At 42.2% G+C, this 23641-nt stretch carries 21 protein-coding genes; 16 read left to right on the forward strand and 5 right to left on the reverse strand.

Translation table 11 applies throughout. The features are described from left to right. Positions 1–266 precede the first annotated feature (266 nt). The 8 genes from ERJ70_RS00495 (at position 267) to ERJ70_RS00530 (ending at position 9352) form a co-directional block, all read left to right on the forward strand. Positions 267–869, forward strand: coding sequence for a nucleotidyltransferase domain-containing protein (locus tag ERJ70_RS00495; protein WP_245208075.1), 603 nt, complete (start codon positions 267–269; stop codon positions 867–869). 336 nt (positions 870–1205) lie between these two features. Further along, positions 1206–2219 (forward strand): S66 family peptidase, encoded by a 1014-nt coding sequence (locus ERJ70_RS00500; RefSeq protein ID WP_209366461.1) that lies wholly within the window; start codon positions 1206–1208, stop codon positions 2217–2219. Between the two features lie 419 nt (positions 2220–2638). Beyond that, complete coding sequence (locus ERJ70_RS00505; RefSeq protein WP_374099744.1) at positions 2639–2872, forward strand: VOC family protein; 234 nt, start codon at positions 2639–2641, stop codon at positions 2870–2872. 379 nt (positions 2873–3251) lie between these two features. Beyond that, positions 3252–3908, forward strand: a complete 657-nt coding sequence (locus ERJ70_RS00510; protein ID WP_245208076.1) for a TetR/AcrR family transcriptional regulator — start codon at positions 3252–3254, stop codon at positions 3906–3908. A 28-nt stretch (positions 3909–3936) separates the two neighbouring features. Next, on the forward strand, positions 3937–4818 hold the full coding sequence (locus ERJ70_RS00515) for an ABC transporter ATP-binding protein (RefSeq protein ID WP_209366463.1): 882 nt from the start codon (positions 3937–3939) through the stop codon (positions 4816–4818). A gap of 25 nt (positions 4819–4843) precedes the next feature. Continuing rightward, the gene (locus tag ERJ70_RS00520; protein WP_209366464.1) at positions 4844–6457 is read left to right on the forward strand and encodes an ABC transporter permease; all 1614 of its coding nucleotides are present in this window, start codon (positions 4844–4846) and stop codon (positions 6455–6457) included. A gap of 241 nt (positions 6458–6698) precedes the next feature. Beyond that, complete coding sequence (locus ERJ70_RS00525; protein ID WP_209366465.1) at positions 6699–8177, forward strand: Na+/H+ antiporter NhaC family protein; 1479 nt, start codon at positions 6699–6701, stop codon at positions 8175–8177. A gap of 188 nt (positions 8178–8365) precedes the next feature. After that, positions 8366–9352 carry a glycosyltransferase family protein gene (locus ERJ70_RS00530; RefSeq protein ID WP_209366466.1) on the forward strand — a complete coding sequence of 329 codons (987 nt, stop codon included), beginning with the start codon at positions 8366–8368 and terminating at the stop codon, positions 9350–9352. A 26-nt stretch (positions 9353–9378) separates the two neighbouring features. On the opposite strand, the gene ERJ70_RS00535 is transcribed toward ERJ70_RS00530, so the two are convergent. Beyond that, a complete protein-coding gene (locus tag ERJ70_RS00535; RefSeq protein WP_209366467.1) occupies positions 9379–9777 on the reverse strand; it encodes a DUF5391 family protein in 399 nt (132 codons plus the stop codon). Between the two features lie 206 nt (positions 9778–9983). Here ERJ70_RS00535 and ERJ70_RS00540 point away from each other — a divergent pair, with 206 nt between their 5' ends. Next, entirely contained in the window at positions 9984–10841 is an 858-nt protein-coding gene (locus ERJ70_RS00540) for an AraC family transcriptional regulator (RefSeq protein WP_209366468.1), read from the forward strand. A gap of 33 nt (positions 10842–10874) precedes the next feature. Continuing rightward, entirely contained in the window at positions 10875–11918 is a 1044-nt protein-coding gene (locus ERJ70_RS00545; RefSeq protein WP_209366469.1) for a DmpA family aminopeptidase, read from the forward strand. Positions 11919–11951: 33 nt separating this feature from the next. Here the strand turns inward: ERJ70_RS00545 and ERJ70_RS00550 are convergent, their stop codons facing one another. Together ERJ70_RS00550 and ERJ70_RS00555 are read right to left on the reverse strand one after the other, a co-directional pair. Continuing rightward, entirely contained in the window at positions 11952–12716 is a 765-nt protein-coding gene (locus ERJ70_RS00550; protein WP_209366470.1) for an SDR family oxidoreductase, read from the reverse strand. 159 nt (positions 12717–12875) lie between these two features. Next, the gene (locus ERJ70_RS00555; protein ID WP_074600775.1) at positions 12876–13076 is read right to left on the reverse strand and encodes a cold-shock protein; all 201 of its coding nucleotides are present in this window, start codon (positions 13074–13076) and stop codon (positions 12876–12878) included. Between the two features lie 314 nt (positions 13077–13390). Here ERJ70_RS00555 and ERJ70_RS00560 point away from each other — a divergent pair, with 314 nt between their 5' ends. From ERJ70_RS00560 to ERJ70_RS00570, 3 genes are all read left to right on the forward strand, one after another. Next, positions 13391–14191 carry an ABC transporter ATP-binding protein gene (locus ERJ70_RS00560; RefSeq protein ID WP_245208077.1) on the forward strand — a complete coding sequence of 267 codons (801 nt, stop codon included), beginning with the start codon at positions 13391–13393 and terminating at the stop codon, positions 14189–14191. Positions 14192–14471: 280 nt separating this feature from the next. Beyond that, positions 14472–14864: a GntR family transcriptional regulator gene (locus ERJ70_RS00565; RefSeq protein WP_209366471.1), complete on the forward strand. Its 393-nt coding sequence runs from the start codon at positions 14472–14474 to the stop codon at positions 14862–14864. After that, the gene (locus ERJ70_RS00570; RefSeq protein WP_209366472.1) at positions 14864–15973 is read left to right on the forward strand and encodes a DUF1648 domain-containing protein; all 1110 of its coding nucleotides are present in this window, start codon (positions 14864–14866) and stop codon (positions 15971–15973) included. The genes ERJ70_RS00565 and ERJ70_RS00570 overlap by 1 nt, the downstream gene beginning before the upstream one ends. 55 nt (positions 15974–16028) lie before the next feature. On the opposite strand, the gene ERJ70_RS00575 is transcribed toward ERJ70_RS00570, so the two are convergent. After that, entirely contained in the window at positions 16029–16301 is a 273-nt protein-coding gene (locus ERJ70_RS00575; RefSeq protein ID WP_209366473.1) for a hypothetical protein, read from the reverse strand. Between the two features lie 178 nt (positions 16302–16479). Here ERJ70_RS00575 and ERJ70_RS00580 point away from each other — a divergent pair, with 178 nt between their 5' ends. The 3 genes from ERJ70_RS00580 to ERJ70_RS00590 all read left to right on the forward strand — a co-directional run bounded on the left by ERJ70_RS00580 (position 16480) and on the right by ERJ70_RS00590 (position 22584). Continuing rightward, on the forward strand, positions 16480–18660 hold the full coding sequence (locus ERJ70_RS00580; RefSeq protein ID WP_209366474.1) for an FUSC family protein: 2181 nt from the start codon (positions 16480–16482) through the stop codon (positions 18658–18660). A 478-nt stretch (positions 18661–19138) separates the two neighbouring features. Beyond that, positions 19139–19657, forward strand: coding sequence for an RrF2 family transcriptional regulator (locus tag ERJ70_RS00585; protein ID WP_209366475.1), 519 nt, complete (start codon positions 19139–19141; stop codon positions 19655–19657). Positions 19658–19659: 2 nt separating this feature from the next. Continuing rightward, positions 19660–22584 (forward strand): YhgE/Pip domain-containing protein, encoded by a 2925-nt coding sequence (locus tag ERJ70_RS00590; RefSeq protein WP_245208170.1) that lies wholly within the window; start codon positions 19660–19662, stop codon positions 22582–22584. Positions 22585–22675: 91 nt separating this feature from the next. Here ERJ70_RS00590 and ERJ70_RS00595 read toward each other — a convergent pair whose 3' ends face one another. Continuing rightward, positions 22676–23629, reverse strand: a complete 954-nt coding sequence (locus ERJ70_RS00595; protein WP_209366477.1) for a cation diffusion facilitator family transporter — start codon at positions 23627–23629, stop codon at positions 22676–22678. Positions 23630–23641: the final 12 nt, after the last annotated feature.

Raw genomic sequence — 23641 nt, forward strand, 5'->3', positions numbered from 1 at the left:
TATCGGTCTTTATGTAATAATCCAATCAGAATCGGGAGCGTACCGTTGGTACGTCATCTCGGTTCTTTTTTATGAATGAAATACCTAAATAGCATGTGGGAGTAGGGAGGAAAGTTTTAAATGGAGAACAATAGGATGAAAAAGTTAGAAAAGCGTGGGTGAAGTTTTGTAAAACTAATTTCCTTTCTAAGATAAATAGATATTGATTATTCTAAGTAAAAGGAATACAATGGCGTAATATTTATTTTTAGGTTAGGAGGGTATTGATGAAGCAGGAAGATGCTGTTAAGGTCATTTCACAAAGTTTAATGAAAGATAAACTTGTAAAGGCAATCTTCTTAAAAGGCTCAATGGGAAGAGGGGAATATGATGAATATTCGGATGTAGACCTTTACTGCTTGGTAGATGAAGAAGATGAAGAGAAATTTTTGACGCAACGATTAATGCATTTAGAGTCTTATAGAAAGATATTGTTTTATGAAGATTTTTTTATCATCGCACCTCAAATAATAGCAGTCTTTGACAACCTTCTCCATGCAGATTTATTTACTGTTACAGAAAAGAGTTTCAAAGAAAAGGATTTTTTCCAAGTGTTATATGATCCAGAAGGTCGGCTAACTAAATTTCAATCCACTCAAAATTTGTTTCTTTCCTTAGAAGAGTTTAGCGGTTGTGCTTATGATGTAGCTTGGTATCTATTTCAATATAATAAGGCAAAACAAAGAGGAAATGACTTATGGGTAGTGGAGATGTTGCAACACGTTATAGTCAACCTATCTAAAGTGTTGTTACATAGATATAGACCCGAAAAAAGCTCAATTAGGATTAAAAAGTCTGGAATCACAATTACCTCCTATTCAGCTGAATAAGGTAAAAACGATTTTCATGCATATAACACCTAATTCCCATAATAAGGAAGTGCATTACTTAATTAAATTATTGAGTGATGAAATCGATTGGATAGAATCCAAGGTGGAAAAGAATTCCCAAGCAGTCCCATTTATAAGAATGATGATAGCCCTGTTAAATCAGCAAAAGAGGGAAGGAAAAGGCAGTAAGGTTTAAGAGAGAAAGCAAAGTAATGTAAGCAATAAAATTTATTGGAATACCATAAGACCTATAATTTGTGTATGGGTACTTATACAAACGAAGTAGGTTATTAGTAAATTCTCTTTACCTAATATTTAAAAATGGGAGGCATAAAATTGATCCAATATCCATTCTTAGAAAAAGGTATGACTATAGGAGTAACTGCACCATCATCAGGAGTGCCAAGAGAATTACATGAATTGCTTAATTCAGCATTTAAAAGTATGGAAAAGAAGGGTTTTAACATTGAATGTGGTGATACTCCTTGGACTCAGGATAAGGCAAAGTCTGCATCTGCAAAAAAACGTGCAGAAGAATTTAATGATATGATGTTTAAAGAAGATATTAACATTATTATTCCTCCCTGGGGTGGACAACTACTTATTGAAACACTTGAATATATCGATTTTAAAAATATACAGAACAAATGGGTCTTGGGCTATTCTGACATTAGTTTACTATTGTTAGCTATTACGTTAAATACAGGTATAGCTACTGCTCATGGAACAAATTTAGTAGATTTAAGAGGGGATTATTCTGATGATACGACTGCAATGTGGCAATATGTTTTATCCACCCAAAAAGGAAAATCAATTCTACAACATTCATCAGAAAAATATCAAAAAGAATGGCAATTTGATAAACCCACTCCTCATATTTTTAATCTAACAGAGAATACTTACTGGAAGTCAACTGCAAATCATAAAGTTAAGGTTAGGGGAAGATTACTTGGTGGATGTATTGATACGATAAGACATTTAATTGGTACTCCATACGGGGATGTACAGTATTTTAAAAATAACTATATTGCAGGAGATTCTGTTATATGGTTTTTCGAAAATTGTGAGTTATCGACCACTGACTTACGTAGATCTCTAATACAAATGAAATTGGCTGGTTGGTTTAATAATTGTAATGGTATTATGTTTGGAAGGAGTTCAGCTAATACACCTGTCACAAATTATACAGTTGACGATGTTTATAAAGAGCTTTCTGATGAACTCCAGATTCCTATAATATACGATATTGATTGTGGTCATGTACCACCACAAATTACTTTTATAAATGGAGCATTCTCTGAAATAGAAGTCGAGAATGGAAAAGGTACTGTATTACAAACCTTTAACTAAATGAGAGAATTGTCTCCCCGTTACTCTCCCTTTCAAAAATGAAACGCTTCTTACAAGATGTAAGTAAGTTTTACAAAGAAGGGGAAGCGGAGGCAGGTATGTATCGGGCTTTATGTATCACTTTAATCAGAATTGGGAGCGTACCGTTGGTACGCCTTCTCGGTTCTTTTTTTATTGGGTGAAAGCCTGGAAAGATAGATGACGCAAGGGATTAAAGCCATCCAAGCAGGAGAAAAAAGCGTGAGAAAACGTCAGGAAATAGCGGATTTCTTTGTAAAACTTAGTTAAATTGAAAGGCGAGGATTTAGGGGGGAAAGGGCATGAGGTCAAGTGGGAGACGGTGTTGCGGGGGAAGAAGGGGGTTGTAAAACTAAGTTTCAAAGGCACATCAGCTTCATGGCCTCCGGAAAAACCTAATTATGTACATTTTGGAGCACGAAGGTGGAGCAATGTTTTGTTTAATGGAGCATGAAAATCATCCATCACCTGTTCGCTTTAATTTCTATGTTGATGATTTGGATGGTCTGTGGGAAGAATTAAAAGATAAAGTTGAAGTTTTAGAAGTATTATTTACTACTGCCTATGGAAGTAGAAAGTTTACTATATTTGATATAGATGGAAATGAATTAGGGTTTGTGCAAGATAACTTTTAATTAATATAAGGGGTTATTATATATAAACTTCTTCAGCTAATGGAAACGTTGTGGAGCAATAACGATATAAAAATGCTCAAAACTTTATTATAAAACCAAACTTAGATTGTCCGATAAAGAATCCATTTTGATCAACCTTTATTCAAAATGGATTTTTTGTGTTTGTCATGAAATGTTGATTTAGAAAGTAGTTTTTATAAAGCTACTTGGTTGTTATGTCCCTGTTACTTTCTTCTTCCCCTCCATGCTAAAAAGTCGGTACCTCCTACTAAATGGATAAGGAAAGCTACTGAGGATATCTAGGGATGTATTTTTACACCGACCAATTTTATCTTTTATTGACCACAATGGTCATTAATGATAAAGTCAAAATTGACCATTGTGGTCAATTCGTGGATCAAAGGAGGATACGACTATTTACGCGAACTTTAAACAATTAAAATCAGAAAAACAAGAGCGAATTATTAACGCTGCAATAAAGGAATTCGTCCGAAACGGTTTTGAAAAAGCATCCACAAACGAAATTGTAAAAGAAGCAAATATCTCTAAAGGGTCCTTATTTAACTATTTTAATAGTAAGAAAGATCTTTATTTATTTTTACTTGAATACAGTATTCAAGTGATTGAACAACTTTATGAACAAATTGATCTGAACGAAACGGATCTTTTTAAAAGAATCGAGAATATAGGGTTACAGAAGTTATATATCCATCAAAAAATTCCTCATGTATTTGATTTCCTGGCATCTTCCATTCAAGAAGAATCAGATGAAGTAAAGGATACTTTAAAGCAACAGATTGAACGTATCTATGAGCAAGGCTTTGAAAAAATATATGATGGTATTGATTACTCCAAGTTCCGTGAAGGGGTTGATATCGAAAAGGCGATAGAAATCTTAAAATGGACGATGCTCGGATTCGGAGAAAAAGGACTCCAACAAATAGACAGCTTTGAAGATATGGGGGAATTTGGAGAGCAATATCTTAAAGAGTGGAAGCGTTATTCTGAAATTCTGAGGCATAGTTTTTACAAATGATAAAAAATAAAAAAGGAGTGTCGGCGTTATGACGGAAGTTGTTAAAGTGCACGGCTTACAAAAAAATTTCGGTAAATTTCAAGCACTAAAAGATGTGACGTTTACGGTGGAGCCAGGGGAAGTCGTCGGTTTTATTGGCCCGAATGGGGCTGGTAAATCTACAACTATCCGGACTCTATTGGGAATTATAAAGCGAGATGCCGGCAATGTGGAAATATTCGGTAAAGACGTTTGGAAAGACAGCCTAGACATTCACAAACGAATTTCTTATGTTCCTGGAGATGTCTCCTTGTGGGGAAGTCTAACAGGTGGCGAGATTATTGATCTTTTTCTTAAATTGCATGGAGGCGGAGATAAACAAAAACGAGATTACCTGATTAAACGCTTTGAATTGGACCCCAAGAAAAAAGCCAAAGGATATTCGAAAGGAAATCGTCAAAAGGTCGGTTTGATTGCAGCATTGTCTGTTGATTCCGATTTATATATTTTTGATGAGCCAACTTCTGGACTTGACCCTTTGATGGAAGCAATTTTTCAAGAAGAAGTAGAAAAAATCAAAGAATCAGGTAAATCCATCCTGCTATCCTCTCATATTTTGAGTGAAGTGGAACGCTTGGCCGATAAGGTGGTCATCATCCGCCAAGGAGAAATTGTCGAAACTGGAACCCTTGATGATTTACGTCATTTGGCTCGTTCTACTGTAACTTTAGAAACAGAAGGCGATGTGGCGGAAATGACCACTGTGAATGGAGTATTTGATTTCAAACAAACAGATAACCAAGCGACATTCTCTGCGGATAATCAATATCTCAACGAGATTTTAATGGAAGCAAGCAAATTAGGTGTCAAGAAATTTGAATCTGTACCGCCAACGCTTGAGGATTTGTTCATGCGCCATTATGAAGGCTAAGCGTTTGAAAAGGAGGATGTACAAGATGAAGGAAAAATTTTCCCGCTGGGATATCCTGTTTGTTCAGTATCTAAAACGAGATTGGAAAAAAATAATTGTTTGGGTTTTAGGCCTTGGCTTGTTTTCAGCTGCTTATGTTCCAGCTTTTGAAGAAATAACCAAAGGGCAAGGCTTGCTGGGAATGTATGAAACCTTGCAAAATCCTGCTATGATATCCATGGTCGGTCCTACGCCAATCGAAACGGCAGCTGATTATACGTTAGGTGCGATGTATGCGCAGGAAATGGTGCTGTTCTGTGGTTTGTTTGCGATGATTATAGCTGTTTTACACGTGATAAGCCATACGCGTAAAGAGGAAGATCTTGGCCTCACTGAACTTGTGCGCTCATTTCAAATAGGACGACAAGCAAACTCTCTTGCTGTCATTTCAGAGACAGTTATCATTAACGTCTTATTAACACTCTTTATTTGGGGAGTAATGATGAGTTTCGGTGCTGATACGATTTCTGCCGAAGGTTCCTTTTTATTTGGTGCATCGATTGGAATGGCTGGGGTGATCGGTGCTGGGATTGCGCTGGTTATGGCACAAATCATGTCAACTTCATCGGCTGCAACAGGTTCAGCACTTGGAATTATCGGACTGCTTTATATTGTCCGGGCGGGGACAGATGTCTCCAATGTCGGCTTATCCATGATCAATCCATTGGGTTGGACGTATTTAACGTATCCTTTTACTGAAAATAACTGGTCCCTTCTTATCTGTGCCTTGATTTTCAGTATCACCGTGGTGACGATTGCTTTTGCCCTTGAAGGAGCCCGCGATATGGGGGCTGGCTATCTTCCTGAAAGAGAAGGTCGAGAAAGGGCAAAGAAGTCTTTATTGTCTGTTCGTGGCTTATTTATCAAGATTAACAAAGGTGTCATAATAGGTTGGATGATTGCTTTTGTTGTAATGGGTGCTGCCTATGGTTCGATTTATGGAGACATGCAGACCTTTCTTGAAAGTAACGAAATGATGAAACAAATGTTTACGCATTCAAGCGTTTCCATTGAAGAATCATTCACAGGAACAATTATGATGGTCATGACTGGTTTGGTTTCCATTTTACCAATTGCCATTGTCAACAAACTCTTCTCTGAAGAAAGCCGCTTGCACTTAAGTCAACTTTACGCTACAAAAGTGACCCGTGGCCAATTTTATTGGACCAGTATTGGTTTAGCGATTATTGCAGGTTTTGTAGGAATTTTATTAGCCGCAGGTGGTCTTGGCGGCACAGCTATCACAGCTATGGGGGGTAGCTCCACAATGGATATCGTTGATTTTCTTGCCGCTGGCTACAACTTCTTACCGTCGGTATTATTTTTAACTGGTCTTGCAACCTTAGCACTCGGCTGGGCGCCAAAGCTAGGTAAAGTGGTTTATGTATATCTAGGGTACTCCTTTCTACTGAACTACTTTGGCGGTATCTTAGATTTACCAGAATGGTTTTCCAAAACAGCCATTCAAAGCTGGATTCCCCGAATGCCAATGGAAGATTTTGACGCTCCCATTTTCATCGTATTAACTCTGATTAGCATCGCACTGGTGATCATTGGTTACCTTGGTTATAATAGGCGGGATATGATCGAAGGAGCTTAATCATTAATAGAACATTCTTCCCCCGCCCTCTTGATATTATTTAAATGTGTCAGTTAAAGTGTATCCCTGCGGCGAGGAAATTCCATCATGCTCTCCAAGTCGAGTATTATAGGCCCAACGACTCGTTTTCAGGAAATAATTTCTTCTATTCCGCAAATAAAAACCGATATGATAAAATGTGCTGTATAAACATGGTTTATCTGTATGGTGTTTTTATTTTTTGGAATTGAGGTGGGGGAATATGACAAAGGATACGGAAGATCTGGCCCGTGCTACAGGCAGCAAGGACATCACAAAACTGGAGTTCCGGGGAGGAGCTTTTGGCGCGGCTGTCCCTTTATTGTTTTTTGTAATCTGGGCAATAACAACCAGTGTTCTGCAGCTGTCATCGGAAATTGGATTGGTCATGGGAGCTGTTATCGGTTTAACACTGGGGCTGTTATTCAGTAAGAGTAGATGGGAGGACTATGCACAAGGGTTATTCGACGGTCTTGCCCAGCCAATTGGCGTCATCGCCATGGTAGCCTGGTTTTACGCCGGGATGTTTGCCCAAGTTTTACAAACCGGCGGCTTGGTCGAGGGGCTGGTGTGGATCGGAGCGATTACCGGCCTGACAGGAGGGCTCTTTGTCGCTTTGACCTTCTTGCTCGCAGCCGTCTTTTCCACTGCTGTCGGAACGGGATATGGTACTACAGTAGCTTTCTGTACGCTTATGTATCCTGCTGGAATCGCAACCGAGGCAGACCCCGTCATGCTTTTTGCAGCTATTTTAGCCGGCGCCGTATTCGGTGATAATTTAGCGCCTGTTTCGGACACGACAATCGTCTCCGCTACGACACAGAATGCCGATGTGCCGGGAGTCGTACGCAGCCGGTTCAAATACGCGATCATGGCAGCTATTCCAACTACATTGCTGTTTGCGATATTTGGAGGAGGAGAAGCAGTTTCTGCTGATGAGTCGGCCCGTACGGCTATGCTTGATTCAGCCGACCCCAAAGGACTGTTGATGTTGATTCCGTTTGCTCTCGTTTTAATTCTTGCTTTATCCGGACATCATCTAATTACATCGTTAACATGGGGGATCATTGTCTCTATTCCATTGATTGTGTTCCTGAACTTAGGGGCTTTCAGCGATATCATCCGCTTTAATCCGGATTCGGACGCTATTGTAGAAGGTGCCCTTATCAATGGGATTACAGGTTATATCAACATGGCCATATTAATTTTACTGATAGTTGGAGCTGCTCATTTACTTCGCTTAGGTGGTACCATGAATGTCATCACCGATGCTTTAGTCAAATGGATTAAGACATCGATCCGAAAAGCTGAATTTGCCATTTGGTCGATCGTTGCTTTGTTGAATAGTGCGATCACCATCAATACAGCTGCGGAGATTGCCGCTGCTCCGTTTGTAAAGGAACTGGGCGATAAATACCGTATTCATCGCTATCGGAGGGCAAATATGCTGGATGCGGTCACTTCTGCCCTAGGATATATCTTCCCTTGGGGAGCTCCGGTATTATTGGGTTGGTCGACGATTCAAATGATGCAGGATACGTACGATTGGCTGCCGGTTGTAGAGCCGACGTCTGTATTCCCGTTTGTTTTCCAAGGTTGGTTTCTCGTTATCGTGATGCTGGTAGCGGCATTGACGGGTTGGGGACTACGATTTGAAGGAAAAAATGGAGAAGAGCGCAAAGAACCGCCAAACAATGATTAACATCGAAATATAGGAAGAAGAGGCTGACCTAACTATTTGGGAGGTCTCTTTTTTTGTCTTGGTACCAACCATCTATTTTCCTCTACTTTATGATAGCCATCTAGTCCTTTTGCAAATCTTGCACATATATATATGGCAATGGGATAGAAAAGGAAATGAGTGTCCATTATTGGGGGTGAACGTTTCAAGTGGAACAGAAACTGAAGATTTTGATTCTGGTAAGACGGTTTTGGATGGATTTTCCCAAGCATAGACCGAAAATAGACATGTTGCGTGCCATTGAGGAATTCGCAGAAGTGCATTACTGGTATGAAGACGGAAATATTCACGATATTTTAACTGAATTACAACTAGAACCAGATTTTATTTTTCATTATGATATTGCCTGGAGAAATGGACTCGCCCCTGTCATAACCGGTTTGGCTGATATAGACATTCCCAAGGCTTGTTTTGTAATTGACTTACATTTTTCTAAAACGAAAAGGATTCAATATATCGAAAAAAATAAGGTGGACCTGATTTTTTCTGTCAGTAAAAACCCATTTCTAAAAGTATTTCCGCAATACAAGGATAAACTGCGCTGGCTGCCATGGTCGATCAATCCGGAAATCATCAAGGACTGGAACATGGAAAAGGATATCGATTATCTCTTAATGGGACTGTTATATTATGAAGATGAACAGAATCCTCCGAAACAGGTAGCAGAAAAGGGACGCTATGCTTTTCGAGAAGCAGTGCTGAATACGATGAAGGATGTCCCGGGTTTTGTTTTCCATCCTCACCCAGGTCATAAAGTTCCGTACTCAGAAGAAATGTATGTTAATGAGAAGTATGCCAGGGAACTGAACCGGGCAAAAATATTTTTTACCTGTGGAAGCCGGAATTCCAGTGGGGCCTTCGCCGTGTTGAAATATTTTGAAGCACTGGGATGCAAAACCTTGCTGTTGGCAGAACCCAACCAGGAAATCACGGAATTGGGCTTTCAAGACGGTGTCCACTACGTTGCCTGTAACACGAAAGAGATTTATGAAAAAGCTGTGTATTATTTAAATAATGAGGAGCAGCGAAATCAAATTGCGCAAAATGGGTATGATTTTATTCATCAGAATCATACGAACGAGATGCGGGCAAAGCACTTTTTAACTTATTTAACGGAGTATCTAAATAAGAGATAAGAGCAGGAGTTCCTGCTCTTTTTCTTTTAGCTTATTAAGCGATTTGTTCGAAAAGCTGCAAAGTACCACATGAGGTTGATGAGGATGCCGGCCCCGCAAGTAACCAACACAGCAAACAGTGATAAAGAAACCCCATCTTTTGCCATGAAAAGTAAAATTCCTAAAAACATCGGTAAAAAACTGAGTAATCCTATCCCGCATAATGCGGCCATTACATATTTTATCCATGTTAACCCAAGCAGAAAAAAGAGTAACGGCACGAAGTAACAGGCAAGGACTATGCTAACCGCAAGCCACATGCCAGCAGTATTGAACTGATTAGCGCTTTCACCTATTTCTGCTAGTGGTGTCAGCGTTGTCAAAATGATGACCAATCCGTAAAGCAAAGCTGAAACAATCGTAAAAATCGTGACTTTTCTCTTCAATGCATTCCACCCTTTCTTTTTTTATTAATTATTACGTTGCAATCGTACTTTGGTTTCACAAGACGGGATAGCAAAATTCGATTTTTTAAAAAAACATGCCTGTTTTTCATCTATAATGAAAAAAGAGGATACTGCCATAGCACAGCATAGAATGACAGGATGATTGTTTGTCTGGTTGTTAGTATAAAAGGCAAGGGGTGAGCGCCATGGCATGGGTAGAATCGATACAACGGGCGATTGATTATATGGAAGCCCATTTGCTGGAACCGATCAGCTTACAGGATGTTGCCAAACAGGCACATGTATCCACTTTCCATTTTCAGCGGACATTCACCATTTTGACAGACATATCTGTTGGTGAATATATACGGCGCCGGCGCTTGACATTGGCCGCTCAGGAATTGATGCAAACCAGCATCAAGGTGATCGATCTCGCCTATAAGTATGGCTACGACACTCCCGAGGCTTTTGCGAAGGCTTTCCGAAGACAGCATGGCATTTCACCGAGCGAATCGAGAAAGCTTTCCGGAATGCTGACATTCTATAATCGACTGACCATCCAGGTGCAGTTGAAAGGAGCAGATCCGATGAAATATCGTATTGTCGAAATGGAAGATTTTCAAGTAGCAGGTATGAAACGGTCCTTTTCTCTTACCAATGATGAAAACATAAAGGAAATACCGAAATGGTGGGATCAGGTGAATAACGATGGGACAGATGATCAACTGTTCCGTTTGAATAACGGTCCGATAAAAGGGGTGCTTGGTGTTTGTGTTGATCATAAAAATGATAAGCAGACAATTGATTATTGGGTGGCAACCGCATTTAATGGTGATCCTCCTCAAGAACTCGAGCAAATGAACATTCCTGCTTCAAGGTGGGCGGTTTTCGAAGCTCGGGGGCCGGTGCCGGATGCGATACAGAAGTTATGGAAGCGCATTTTTACTGAATGGTTTCCGACCAGCGGTTACAGTCATGCTGGAACTCCGGAATTAGAGGTGTATTCCAGTGAAGATCCAGCCAGCCCCGACATTTATTCAGAAGTCTGGATTCCAGTAAAATAAGAAGCACTTAAGGAAAGAGGAGGGACAGTCCCCATGCAGAAAAGAATCAGGGATTTTGGCCTTGAAATCGGCAGCCTGGAAACAGGCCGCCTGAATAAAATCAGTGATGTGAGCGGGGTGACGGCAGGCCATGCAACCATTGATGACGGTCCGTTAAAGACCGGGGTGACAGCTATCCTTCCGCATCAGGGAAATGTATTTATCAACAAAGTAGTTGGTGCTGTCCATGTGCTCAATGGTTTTGGCAAGTCGGTGGGAACGATTCAGCTAGAAGAGCTGGGTGCCATCGAAACGCCCATCCTGTTGACCAACACATTAAGCATTGGGACTTGTACCGATAGCTTGATCGATTATATGCTGGAACAAAACCCGGAAATCGGGAGGACGACCGGGACAGTGAATCCGGTTGTCGGGGAATGCAACGATATGTATCTGAATGACATTCGAGCCAGGGCAGTCCAAAGTAGTCACGTCAGAGAAGCGTTGACTTCTGCTGTAACCGATTTTCACGAGGGAGGAGTCGGTGCGGGAACGGGAATGAAGTGCTTCGGATTAAAAGGGGGAATCGGTTCTTCTTCCAGAGTGATTTCTTATTCACATGGTTCCTACACAATTGGCGTACTGACACTCACCAATTTTGGTTCTTTGGAGCAGTTACGGGTGAACGAAAAGCGAGCAGGACATGTCATTAAACAAAGGTTGGCAGATCATTCCCATGAACCGGATAAAGGTTCGGTGATTGTTGTGGTTGCAACCGATTTGCCGGTATCTTCACGCCAGCTGAAACGAATCATTAAAAGAGCAGGGGTTGGGTTGAGCCGTTGTGGCTCCTATATAGGCAATGGCAGCGGTGATGTCATCTTTGGATTTTCTACAGCCAATCAAGTCCCTCACCATTCTGATGGACAAATTAGCCGTTTTAGAGCTATTCATGAAGAGGATATCGACCTGGCGTTCCTTGCCGCCGCAGATGCAACAGAAGAAGCAGTACTCAATTCGATGATAACAGCCGAAACCGTAACAGGCAGGGATGGAAATACGCTGTATTCGCTGCGTACGTTCATGGAGTTCCTATAAAAAACCGCCGGAAAAGTTTCCGGCGGTAATCTATTATAGAAAGTCTGGATTGTTCTTCAAAAAGTTTTCCCAAGCTTGTTTTGTGCCTTCCTCTAACTCTTCGCGGGAGGCTCGCAGTCTTTTTTCGGAAGCGCCGAATCCGATTTCTAGATCGCCTTGTTTGATTCTGCTGTACACGGAATCCGCAAATTTGTTCAAATCGGCACCAAATGTATGGAGTCCTTCTCCACCTAAATCTGTGTTGACGGCTGGAGGAAGAACTTCTATGACCTCTGTGCCCGTTTCCGCCAGCTGCAGTCGAAGCGACATGGTAAAGGAATGAATGGCCGCTTTCGTGGCACTGTACACAGGCACCCATACTCCAGGCGTGAATGCCAAACCGGAACTTACATTGATAATCGCCGCATTTTCCTGTTTTGCCAGATGGGGAGCAAACAGCATGGATAAATGGATAGGGCCATCTACGTTGATGGAGATTTCCTTTCGATAATCGGCCCAATGGTCCGCAGCCTGTAAAATATTCGCTCTTTGTTGAATGCCCGCATTATTGACCAAGATATTAACAGCCGGAAATTCTTTCTTGACCGATTTAAACAGGGCAATTCGGTCCGCTTCATCAGCAATATCGCATACACGGATATGCAGCTGCGGGTATTTTTGTTTTGCTTCTTCCAGCTTCGTTTTATTCCTGCCAACGATGATGACGTTATTGTTGTCATCCAGGAAACGTGCAGCCAAGGCCAGCCCGATGCCGGATGAGCCGCCAGTTATTAAGATGGTGTTATCGGAACTATTCATGTAAAACCCTCCAAGCGTATAGTCGAGTTGCTAGGTTTATCGTATCCAATTTCAGATGGAGTCAAACCACCGTTTAACCAGTTAATTCAAAGCTTTCCAGGTAGTTTTGGAAACACAAAAAAGGCTTTCCTGTGATAGGAAAGCCTTTTGTTAGACTAGTTACGCTTTTTCAACATTAGCAGCTTGAGGTCCGCGGTTGCCTTCTTCAACGTCGAAAGTAACTGCTTGACCTTCATCCAATGTTTTGAAGCCTTCGCCTTGAATAGCTGAGAAGTGAACGAATACGTCGTCTCCGCCTTCTACTTCAATGAAACCGAAACCTTTGTCTGCGTTAAACCATTTTACTGTACCGTTAGTCATAAAAAAATTCCTCCACGTGCTTTTAGCACAATATATTACTATTCTTGCTCTATAAAATCATTCAAGACGATAATCGCTTAAAAGCTTTTTCTTCTTTCATTACAATCATACCGAACAACAATAATTGAATTAAGTATATCATGGACACTTCAAGAATGGATATAGGTCTAAAGGACCATTTTGGACTGAAAGTGGTCAAATTGTTTTAGAATATTCAGTTTTCTTGTTGAAAACCAACAGGTATCGGTCTATGATGAAAGATAATTGTGCAGCGTGGGAAGTAAAATAGAAAAAGAAGCAGAACGGGAAGTGAAATGATGCAGAAAGAGATTATCGAAGCGAAACAAGTCACCTTTCAACGAGACAGTAGAAACATCTTACAAAAAGTGGATTGGCGGGTGTCTCGAGGAGAACACTGGGTGATCTTGGGATTAAACGGCTCGGGGAAAACTTCTTTATTGAAAATCGTGACAGGTTACGAGTGGCCCACTAAAGGTACTGTTGATGTTTTGGGAAACCGATTTGGCAGGACGAACTTGCCGGAACTTCGAAAATCCATTGGTTGGGTAAGCTCTTCGCTCGACGAACAGTTCCTTAAAAGAGCAAGTGATACAGCGTTGGAAGTAGTAATCAGTGGAAAGCACGCTTCGATTGGTATTTATGAGACGGTTGATGATCAAGATGTCTTTCGGGCGGAAAGATTGCTGGAGGAAATGCAGATGGCCGACTTCGCAAATCGTCCATTCGTGAAATTGTCTCAAGGAGAAAAACGCCGGGTCATTATTGCCCGTGCTTTGATGCCAGATCCGGAAATCCTTATTTTAGATGAACCGTGTAACGGCTTAGATATTTATGCAAAAGAACAATTACTAACTACCATTCAGAAGATGGCCGTCCAGAAGGGTGGACCGACACTGCTATATGTTACGCACCAGCTGGAGGAAGTAATTCCGGCTGTCACGCATGCATTACTGATTAATCACGGGAAAGTAGTTGCTGCCGGTGAAAAAGAAAAAACACTGACAGATCCGTTGTTGACGGAGACGTTTCAAGTTCCGGTCGAGGTTGAATGGAGAGCGTCACGCCCGTGGCTGAAGATTAAGTCGACCTTATAGGAAGGTGGCTGGAACAAAAGCATAATGGTCAAAAGAAAAACCGACGATGATTCGAAATCGACAACTTTCGAACTCGTTCGGTTTTTTTATTATTTTAAAGGGTGAATAATTTTATTTGGAAAGAATGAGGACAAACACTCCACTCCTGCAGAATTTGTGTTTTTTACACGGAAAGCAACGCCCATTTAAAAAATTGCCTTAAAAAACAATGGAATCCTCATGTGTTAACTGTTATACTATAAATATAACAGTTAACACATGAGGAGGAAGTGAATCAATTGTGTTGATCAACATCGATTTACAGGCCAATGAGCCAATTTATGAACAGCTGAAGAACCAGATTATGATTCGAATTGCCAGAAAGGAGCTTAAACCGGGGGATGGACTACCGTCTGTCCGTAGATTCGCAGCCGATTTAGGAATTAACTTGCACACCGTGAACAAAGCTTATCAGCAGCTAAAACAAGAAGGGTTAATATTGATCCATCGGCAAAAAGGCGTGGTGATCAATCCGGAAATACCGTCAGTGGATGGGGAATACGAGGAGAAACTCACCCGTTCACTTCGGCCGCTAATTGCAGAATCCGCATGCAGAGGGATGTCGGAAGCGGAGTTCACTTCCTTTTGTCGTCAATTATTTGAACAATTAACAGGAGAAGGGGATGAGAATTAATGGATACTTTGATTATTGCCGGCATTTTTGTGGTCTGTTTACTTCCGATTTTTATTGTTGTCATGTTTACACCTTATTTAACGAGAAAAACAGAAAGCTTTGGTGTTTTTATTCCGGAAGATATTTATCAGGACCCAAGATTAAAAAAAATGCGACGGTCCTATGTCTATGCAACTGGAATCATTAGTGTCCTGGTCATGGCTGGAAGCTTCGCTATTATTCAGTCACTCGAAGGGGAAGAACAAGTAAGTTTAGCTATTGCTTGTGGGCTTGTTGGTTATTCGGTTGTTTCTTTCTTCGTCTATCTTGTTTTCCACAAAAAAATGAAAAAACTCAAGGCAGAAAACAAGTGGACAGAGCAAAGACGGCAGCAGGTGACCGTAGACCTCCACTTTGACCAGAAGAAAGTGACATGGTCGAATTGGTGGTTCACAGTTCCCTACTTGCTCTCTTTTTTAACCTTGCTGCTGACTGTTTTCTTTTATGAGCAAATTCCTGAACGGATTCCGATGCAGTATAATTTTTCGGGTGAAGTGACGAACTGGGCGGATAAAACATACCGTTCCGTGTTGATGATGCCGATCATGCAAATCTACTTAACCAGCCTGTTTTTATTCCTCAACACGATGATCGCCAAAGCGAAACAACAGCTTAACGCAGCTAATCCCGAAAAATCCATGGAACAAAACATCCGTTTTCGCAGGCGCTGGTCAGGTTATATTATTGTTTCGGGCACTGCCTTAACGTTGTTGTTTGCTTTTACGCAAATTTCCTTCATTTTTCCGGTAAACACCCAACTATTGACGATCGTTCCGTTGTTATTATCAGGGGCGATGGTAGCGGGAGCGATTGTCCTTGCCTTTAACACTGGGCAAGGGGGGAGCAGGATCAAGACGGGTACAGACAAGCGGGGCAATACCATTGATCGGGATGACGACAAGCATTGGAAACTTGGTCAATTTTACTTTAACCGGGAGGATCCCGCACTATTTCTTGAAAAAAGATTCGGGGTAGGCTGGACAATCAATTTTGCGCGCCCGCTTGCCTGGACAGCGTTGGCCGTGATTATTTTACTTGCGGTTGCGATCCCATGGCTGCTGGGCATCTAAAGAAACAGGGATTGAAGTATCAATCCCTGTTTCTTTTCGCGATAATCCGTATTGATTAAAAATTTAACCAAACGGCAAGCAGCAAAAATATTAAAATGAATGCTGTTTTACTCAGTAATCTTGCTTTTTTGCCGACTTCCAGCTTTCGTTCTGTGTAGCGAATGTAAGCAGATAACATCAAGAAGCCAAACAAGGAAAAAGATTGACCGATCGGGTCTAGATAGACGGCAATAAACCTTACAGCTCCTAGCCCCGTCAGAAGAAGACCGGTATACCCTAATCCCAAATAAAAATAAAGGTTTTTTTCTTCTTGTTCATTTTGCTTCATTCGCTCAACTCCCTCTGATCACCTTTTACATCATTTTATCATCCAATTCTAATTAAAAAAGTTGCCAGGAGTAAAAAGTTGAAATGAACGGGTAGGCAACTTAACATAAGGGAATAGAAAAGATATCAAAGATTAATGGATAAAATGAACTTAGCAGAAAAAAGGACGGATTGTTTCCATGAAGCAACTACATATAAAACATCACTGGCTTGGCAGGCTGCTGGCTTCGGATCCGGGGAGAAAAAGATTCCAGCAGGCAGGAAAAGCGACAGTTAGCCTGATTTCTTCGGTGTTCACCATGCTGTTTATCCTGCATGCAAGCGGAAATGGATTGTTCACTCCCGCCCTTGTAGCCGGTATTCTCGGTATGCTTGGAATTATGACGGTGATGGATGATACGAAACAACAAAAAAAGGTGACAACACTCTTGCTGGGAGTATCAGGAGCTGTCGGAATATCGCTGGGAAGCCTGCTGGCAAACAATGCCTACTTTGTGGGCACCTTAATGATTCTGATTATCTTCAGCGCTTTTTACTTTTCCAAGTTCGGAAGCCGTTATTTTTCGTTAGGCATGGTCGGTTTTATGACCGTTTACTTTTCTTCCTTTTTAAAATTATCGCCGGCACAATTTCCTTGGTTTTATTTAAGCATTGCAATCGGTGTCACGTTTGCCTATCTTTATAACTTTATTATTTTCAGGGATTCCGCTCAAGTATTAAAGAGAAGTATGCGGTCCTTTCATATCCAGGCCAATCTAACCTTCAATATCTTGATCCGCATCATTGAGGACGATCGTTCCAGTGAAAAGCGGATGAAAAGTCTGGAAAAAAACGTCGCAAAGCTGAGTGAGTATGCACGTAACGTTTCCGAAGATTTAAATGCACAGGATGTGGAGGATGTTTGGCCGGGATTGAAAGCATCACAATTAAGGCTGTATGTATTTGACACGGCAATGCTGACCGAAACCCTGTCTGATTCGATTCAGCGTCTCAAGCGAGCGGATGCGTTGGAAGCAGTCGAAATCCGCCAACTGATCGTCTGGATTGTTACATCGCTTCGGGATGCAGAAGTGTTGGCCCAGGATTATGAAGAGAAAAATCTGCAAGAGGCAGAGCGGGCGTTGCAAGCGATCCGTTTAATGCTGGCCGAGTTGCTGGATACAGAGTCCAGGCCTGCTGGATGGATTTATTTAATCAGGCGGATCGAATCAATCGCCAATCATGTGATAGAAGGGGCAGCGGCAATCCAATTATCGTTGCAACAGAAAAAAAGACGTAGCCTAAATAAGGAAGAGCAAGAGGATAACGAATCAGAAGAAGAGGATGACCAAGCAAAAACAGAAGGAATGGAGCCTTCCACAAGGAAAGCTATCCAATCGCTGGTCACAGGGACACTGGCCATTATCACGGGTTACCTGATATCCCCTGTCCAGCCATACTGGGTGCTGCTTACCGCATTCATTGTCCAGCTTGGTACAGCTTCTGTCGGCAGGACGTATATCAAAGGATTTCAACGTTCACTCGGCACGGTTATTGGGGCAGTGATCGGCTTTTTTCTGGCAAAACTCGTTTCGGGCCATTCTGTGCTAGAAGTGACGCTGTTGTTTCTCGTTGTATTTTTGGCGTTTTATCTATTTTCCGTATCCTATACTTTGATGAGTTTATTCATCACCATGTTGATTGCATTCCTATATGACGTTTTGCTGGGCGGTATCAGTTTACAGCTAATGGGTGCCAGAGTGATAGATACAATCGCCGGTGCGTTGATTGCCCTTGTTGTATCAGCCGTTATTTTTCCAAAGAAAACAAAGGACAAGGTTGCCGAATCGTTTGAGGAATATCTTGATGAATTACGCCCGTTTGTGACGGATTATGTGAAAAGATTCAGCCAGGAAGTCGATGTCAAGAGCTTTACTGACAATGCCTTCAATTTGGATCAGAAGTTACAGGCGGTAAGGGATGAAGCACAATCCCTCCTGCAGCGGCCCGGTGCCTTCAACAATGCCAACCTGTTACGCTGGGTTACGGTTTTTACCGCAGTCAATTATTATGCGAAGCATTTGATTGCTTCTTCGTATCAGAAAAATTTCCGATATCCCAAGGAGCTTGAGGAAGATTTCCAAAAGATAGAATTTAAGCTGGGTCACAATATCCGCACGTTGGAGCAATTGATAAAAGGTGACAACAGTGATACTGAAGTTTATTCCCTTGATTCGGAACGGGTGCGGATTGAGCGTTTGTCGCCAAGCAGGAAGCAAGGGCATGGCGATATTATCCACCATCTTTATTACATTTGGCGCATCAATCAATCCATCGTCCTATTGAGCACAGAAATGGGAGCAGAAAAAAAGGAAAAGTAAGACAGAGACCTGGATAAAAAAGGGTCTCTGTTTTTTTATGCCTGGTTCAAGCGCTGAAAAAGGCTCGAGAGGAAGAGTAGTATCGGTTGAAAGAATATTCGTCGAGGTGATGAAAATTAAAATGAAGCAGAGGAACGAAGAAAACGAACTTCATGAGGGTGATGAAGGTCAAAATGAGGCCGGAGAATGGATGAAAAGATCTTCATAAAGGTGATGAAGATGAAAAGGAGACGGGGAAACGAAGAAAACGAACTTCATTAGGATAAAGAAGATCGAAATAGGAGAGAGAAAAGGGATCTTTATCGGATAGGAGAAATCAATTCGAAGTAATTTATATGAGTTAATTTTTTCTTTCGAATGCCGGAATCTTCTTAAAGCTGAACACTTGTTTTTTAGCGCCGACAGGAGTATGATTCTTTGTAGACATTCATTGTCCATTATGGACAATGGAAAACCACAAAGAAAGAAGTGTGTTCCATTGAGAATTAAAAGTGGTGTGGAGCAGGCTGTGAGCATCCTGGTCATATTGGCAACCCAAAGCGAGGAACAGCCGGTGAAAAGCGATATTATCAGCGCCCGGCTTAACGTGTCTCCATCCTACTTGAAAAAAGTGATGAGGAAACTGGTAGTCAATCAATTAATTGCTTCGGTTTCCGGCAATCAAGGCGGTTTTTCGCTGGCCAGGCCGGCAGACCAGATTACCATGCTGGATATACTGGATGCGATTGAAGGAACCGATCCATTCCTGCAAGTAGATGGGCTGATTCAAAGTGTATTCCCGGAGACGGAACTGGCTGTCAAAGGGGAAGAGCTGTTTACCGATGTATTTCTGGAGGCTCAAATGAGCTATCGGAAAACTTTGCAGACAGTTACACTGGAAGCTATTTTGGAACAAACCATCGGGACAAGTGATTTTCGTTTGGTCGATTGGAATAAAGAAATGGGAAAACAAGACATTCTTGCCTTGCAATCCGTAAACTGGAGGAATGAGCAGTGAACATGTTAAAGGCGGAATGGAAAAATCTATTCCATAGCAAGAAACTATTGATTGTGGTATTCGGATTATTGATGATTCCGCTTTTATATGCCGGTGTCTTTTTGGATGCGATGTGGGATCCGTACGGAAGTATCGAAGATCTACCGGTAGCTGTGGCGAACGAAGACGTAGCAGCTGACTTTGAAGGAGAGAAACTGAAACTGGGAGAAGAACTGGTAGACCGGCTGAAGGATGACGGCAGTCTGGATTGGCATTTTACAGACCGTCAGACAGCGATGGATGGTCTGGAGAGCGGCGATTATTACATGGTCCTTGTCATTCCGCAAGACTTTTCACAGCATGCGTCTACCGTGTTGGACGATGACCCGCGTGAGATGAATTTGGAGTACTACACAAATAGTGGGCAAAATTTTATTGCTGAAAAAATCAGTGCTTCTGCAGCTGAGGACATCAACAAACAAATTGCCGAGTCCGTAACCAAGGAATATGCGGATGCCATGTTTGAGAAACTGAACGATATTGGCGACGGAATGGCTGAAGGGGCGGACGGTGCCAATGAAATGAAGGATGGCAGCCAAGAGCTTGGTGATAACCTGAATAAACTGTCCGACAGCATTGTAACATTTGAAAATGGATTGAATTCGGCTGAAGACGGAGTCGAAGAAATAGCGATCAATGTCGGGCAAGCTGCACAAGGAGCAAGTGAACTGGCCAGCGGAGTGGAAGAATATACTGCTGGTGTTCGTTCGTTAAATGGCGGAATCGGCGATTATACAAATGGGGTGTCCGGTCTTAATCAAGGTGTTCACCAATATTTGGCTGGAGTTGGCAAGCTTGATGACGGGTTGAACGATTACACGTCAGGTGTCGGGACGCTGAACAACGGGCTGCAACAGTACAAGTCGGGCGTTGACACGTTGAATCAAGGATTGCAGCAATATACATCCGGGGTCGGGGAATTGGAGAATGGGCTCGAACAACAAGCACAGGGGGCAAGCGAACTTGCATCCCAAAGTTCAGAACTGGTAAATGGCAGTGAGAAATTGGCCAATGGCATAGAGAAATTGAGTCCGGGTGTTAGTCAATTGAACACCGGATTAAACGATTTGAGCGCAGGTAGTACGAAATTGGAAAATCAGGTTAATTTGCTGGCTGAAAAACTTGAGAGGGCAACTTCTAACAGTGATGAATTGATTGAAGGGCTGAATGAAATTACATCTGGCCTGAAAGAGCTGAAATCTCAGGTGGATGATACTGCAGGGAGCCAGAACGGCGGTAATTTAGAAGAGCAAATAAATAAATTAAAAGCAAAGCATGACGCAGAAATTATAGCAACGATTAAGGAAAGTAATAATATAAAGGATGAAAATAAACAAGCCTTGATAGGAGAAATTCAGGATACTCAATCTGAACAGTCGATGCAACCAATCGTTGATGGTGTTAACAAACAGTTTAGCGACATGAGCGAAAAGATGGCTGAGTTGTCCCAAGCAATCGATAGGATGATTGTCGGTATGGAAGGTAACGAGACGGAACCAAGTGCTGTTGAAGGGGTCAAACAGCTCACAACTGGTTATCACGAGCTGGAGGAGGCAGTTGTCGGCGATGCTGACAGTGATACACTGCAGGGTGGTGTCATCCGCTTGAATGAGGGACTCGATAGAATCGCCACTAAAACTGAAAAGCTTGTTGAAGGCACTTCGGATTTGCAAACGGGGGCTGAACAATTAAACAGCGGTGTAGAAAGCTACACTGCAGGTGTCAGCCAGCTAAGGGAAGGTGCCGACTCCTTGGAATCTGGCGCCAGTGATTTAAGTTCCCGTTCAGATGATTTAGAAGCTGGTGCCCAACAGCTTGATGACAATGGAGAGGAGCTTGCCTCCGGTGCCGAAGAGCTTGATCGTCAGTCGGATAATTTGACGGAAGGATCGGAGCAGCTCGTTGAACAGGGTGGAGAGTTGTCGAATGGTTCTGAACAGCTGGATGCGAAAGGCAGTGAGTTGCAGGCAGGATCACAAACATTGGCAAGTAACGGCCAGGAATTAAGGAATGGTGCAAACAGCCTTGCTAATGGGCTTCCACAACTGCGTACAGGATTACAGTCATTGAACGGTGGACTGACAGATCTAGCTAGCGGATCGCAAGAATTGGAATCCGGAGCCAATCAACTGGAAGATGGCAGTTCCGAACTGGCCGGCGGAGCTGATGAACTCGCCGACAAGCTGCGTGAAGGTGCGGATGAAATAGAGGATACCAATACCGGTGATGGCAATGCGGAAATGTTTTCATCTCCAACTAAATTGTTGAACGATGAAGTGGCAAGTGTTCCGAATTACGGGTATGGCCTGGCACCATATATGATGTCGGTTGCTTTATTTGTAGGAGCGGTAATATTCTGCTTATTATTCCCGATCTTTAAGCCGCATACAGTGCCAACATCCGGTTTCGCATGGTGGATTAGTAAGTACTCGATCGTATTGCTGGTTTCTGTCCTGCAGGCTGGCATCATGACAGCCATCATGGTTTGGGGAATTGGCTTAGAGCCGCGCAGCGTCGCCGAATTATTCCTGATTTCGATCGTTGTATCGTTTGCCTTTATGGGATTGATTAGCTTTTTCTCCTTGGCATTCGGCAATGTGGGCAGATTCTTTATGTTGATTTTGCTAACACTGCAATTGGGTGGTTCAGCTGGAACGTTCCCTATCCAGCTATCTAATGGATTTTTCCAAGCTATCCATCCATACTTGCCGATGACGTATTCAATCGACGCTTATCGACACGCTATTTCATTAGGCGGATCGATTACAGGAGATATAATTGTATTAATCAGCATATTCATCGTCTCCCAATTGGGATTGCTCGTATTTTTCACCTTGAAAACAAAGAGCTATCGTAATGATGCAGAATCAGAAGCAGTGACTCAGTAAAACACAAAAAAGCGTCCGGGCTGGAATCAGTCCGGACGCTTTTTACTATCGTTAAGTCAATAATCAAAAGTCACGTATTTTTAAAGCCCTTTTAGTTCTCATCATGATGGTCCACAGGAGAATGTGTGCTTTCTTTACACATAAGCGAATCATCATGAGGATGTTCTTCGTTTTCCATTTGCACGGTTACATGGCCGATTCCTTTGTGTTGCAACTGGTCTTCAATCGTACGGAGCAGCTTCTGGCTGTCATGGATCGATAGGTTATCATTGACGACAGCATGGCAGGACAGTGCATTTTGTCCGCTGGTGATGCTCCAAACATGAAGGTCATGGATACTGTGAACACCGGGAATATTTTCGATGACTTCGATGATATCGCTTAGCTCGACATTCTTTGGCGTGCCTTCCATCAAGATATGGGATGCATCTTTGGTAACTCGGATGCCGCTTATCAATACAAGGACCGCGACTATCACACTGGCCAGCGGGTCTGCCCATCCCCAATTGAAGAACAGGATAAGCAGCGCGGCTATAATGGCGCCAACGGATCCGAGCAAATCACCGATTACATGGAGAAAAGCTGCACGTAAATTCAGGTTTTCTTCTGTATCGCCTCTCATTAAAATCCAGGCAACAAATATGTTGACAATCAGTCCAATCGTACCGATCACCAGCATCCCTGTAGAAGCTACCTCCGGCGGATTTTGGAAGCGCTGGTATGCTTCATAAAAGATATAGACAGCAATTAGCGACAGGGTGACCCCGTTGAACAAGGCTGCCAGGATTTCAAATCGTTTATATCCATACGTCTTGCTATAATTGGCCACTTTTTCACCAAGAACGAAAGCGAGCACTCCAACACCAAGGGATACAGAATCACTTAACATATGGCCGGCATCTGATAATAAGGCAAGGCTGTTTGTTAAAAAGCCACCGATTGCTTCCAGCACCATATATCCAGAAGTGATGAAAAAACTGATTAACAGTGCTTTTTTATTTGCACCATGGGTGTGATCGTGCCCATGATTATGATCGTGTCCCATCGTTTTTCCTCC

Source organism: Sediminibacillus dalangtanensis, assembly GCF_017792025.1.
Classification (GTDB): Bacteria; Bacillota; Bacilli; order Bacillales; family Amphibacillaceae; genus Sediminibacillus; species Sediminibacillus dalangtanensis.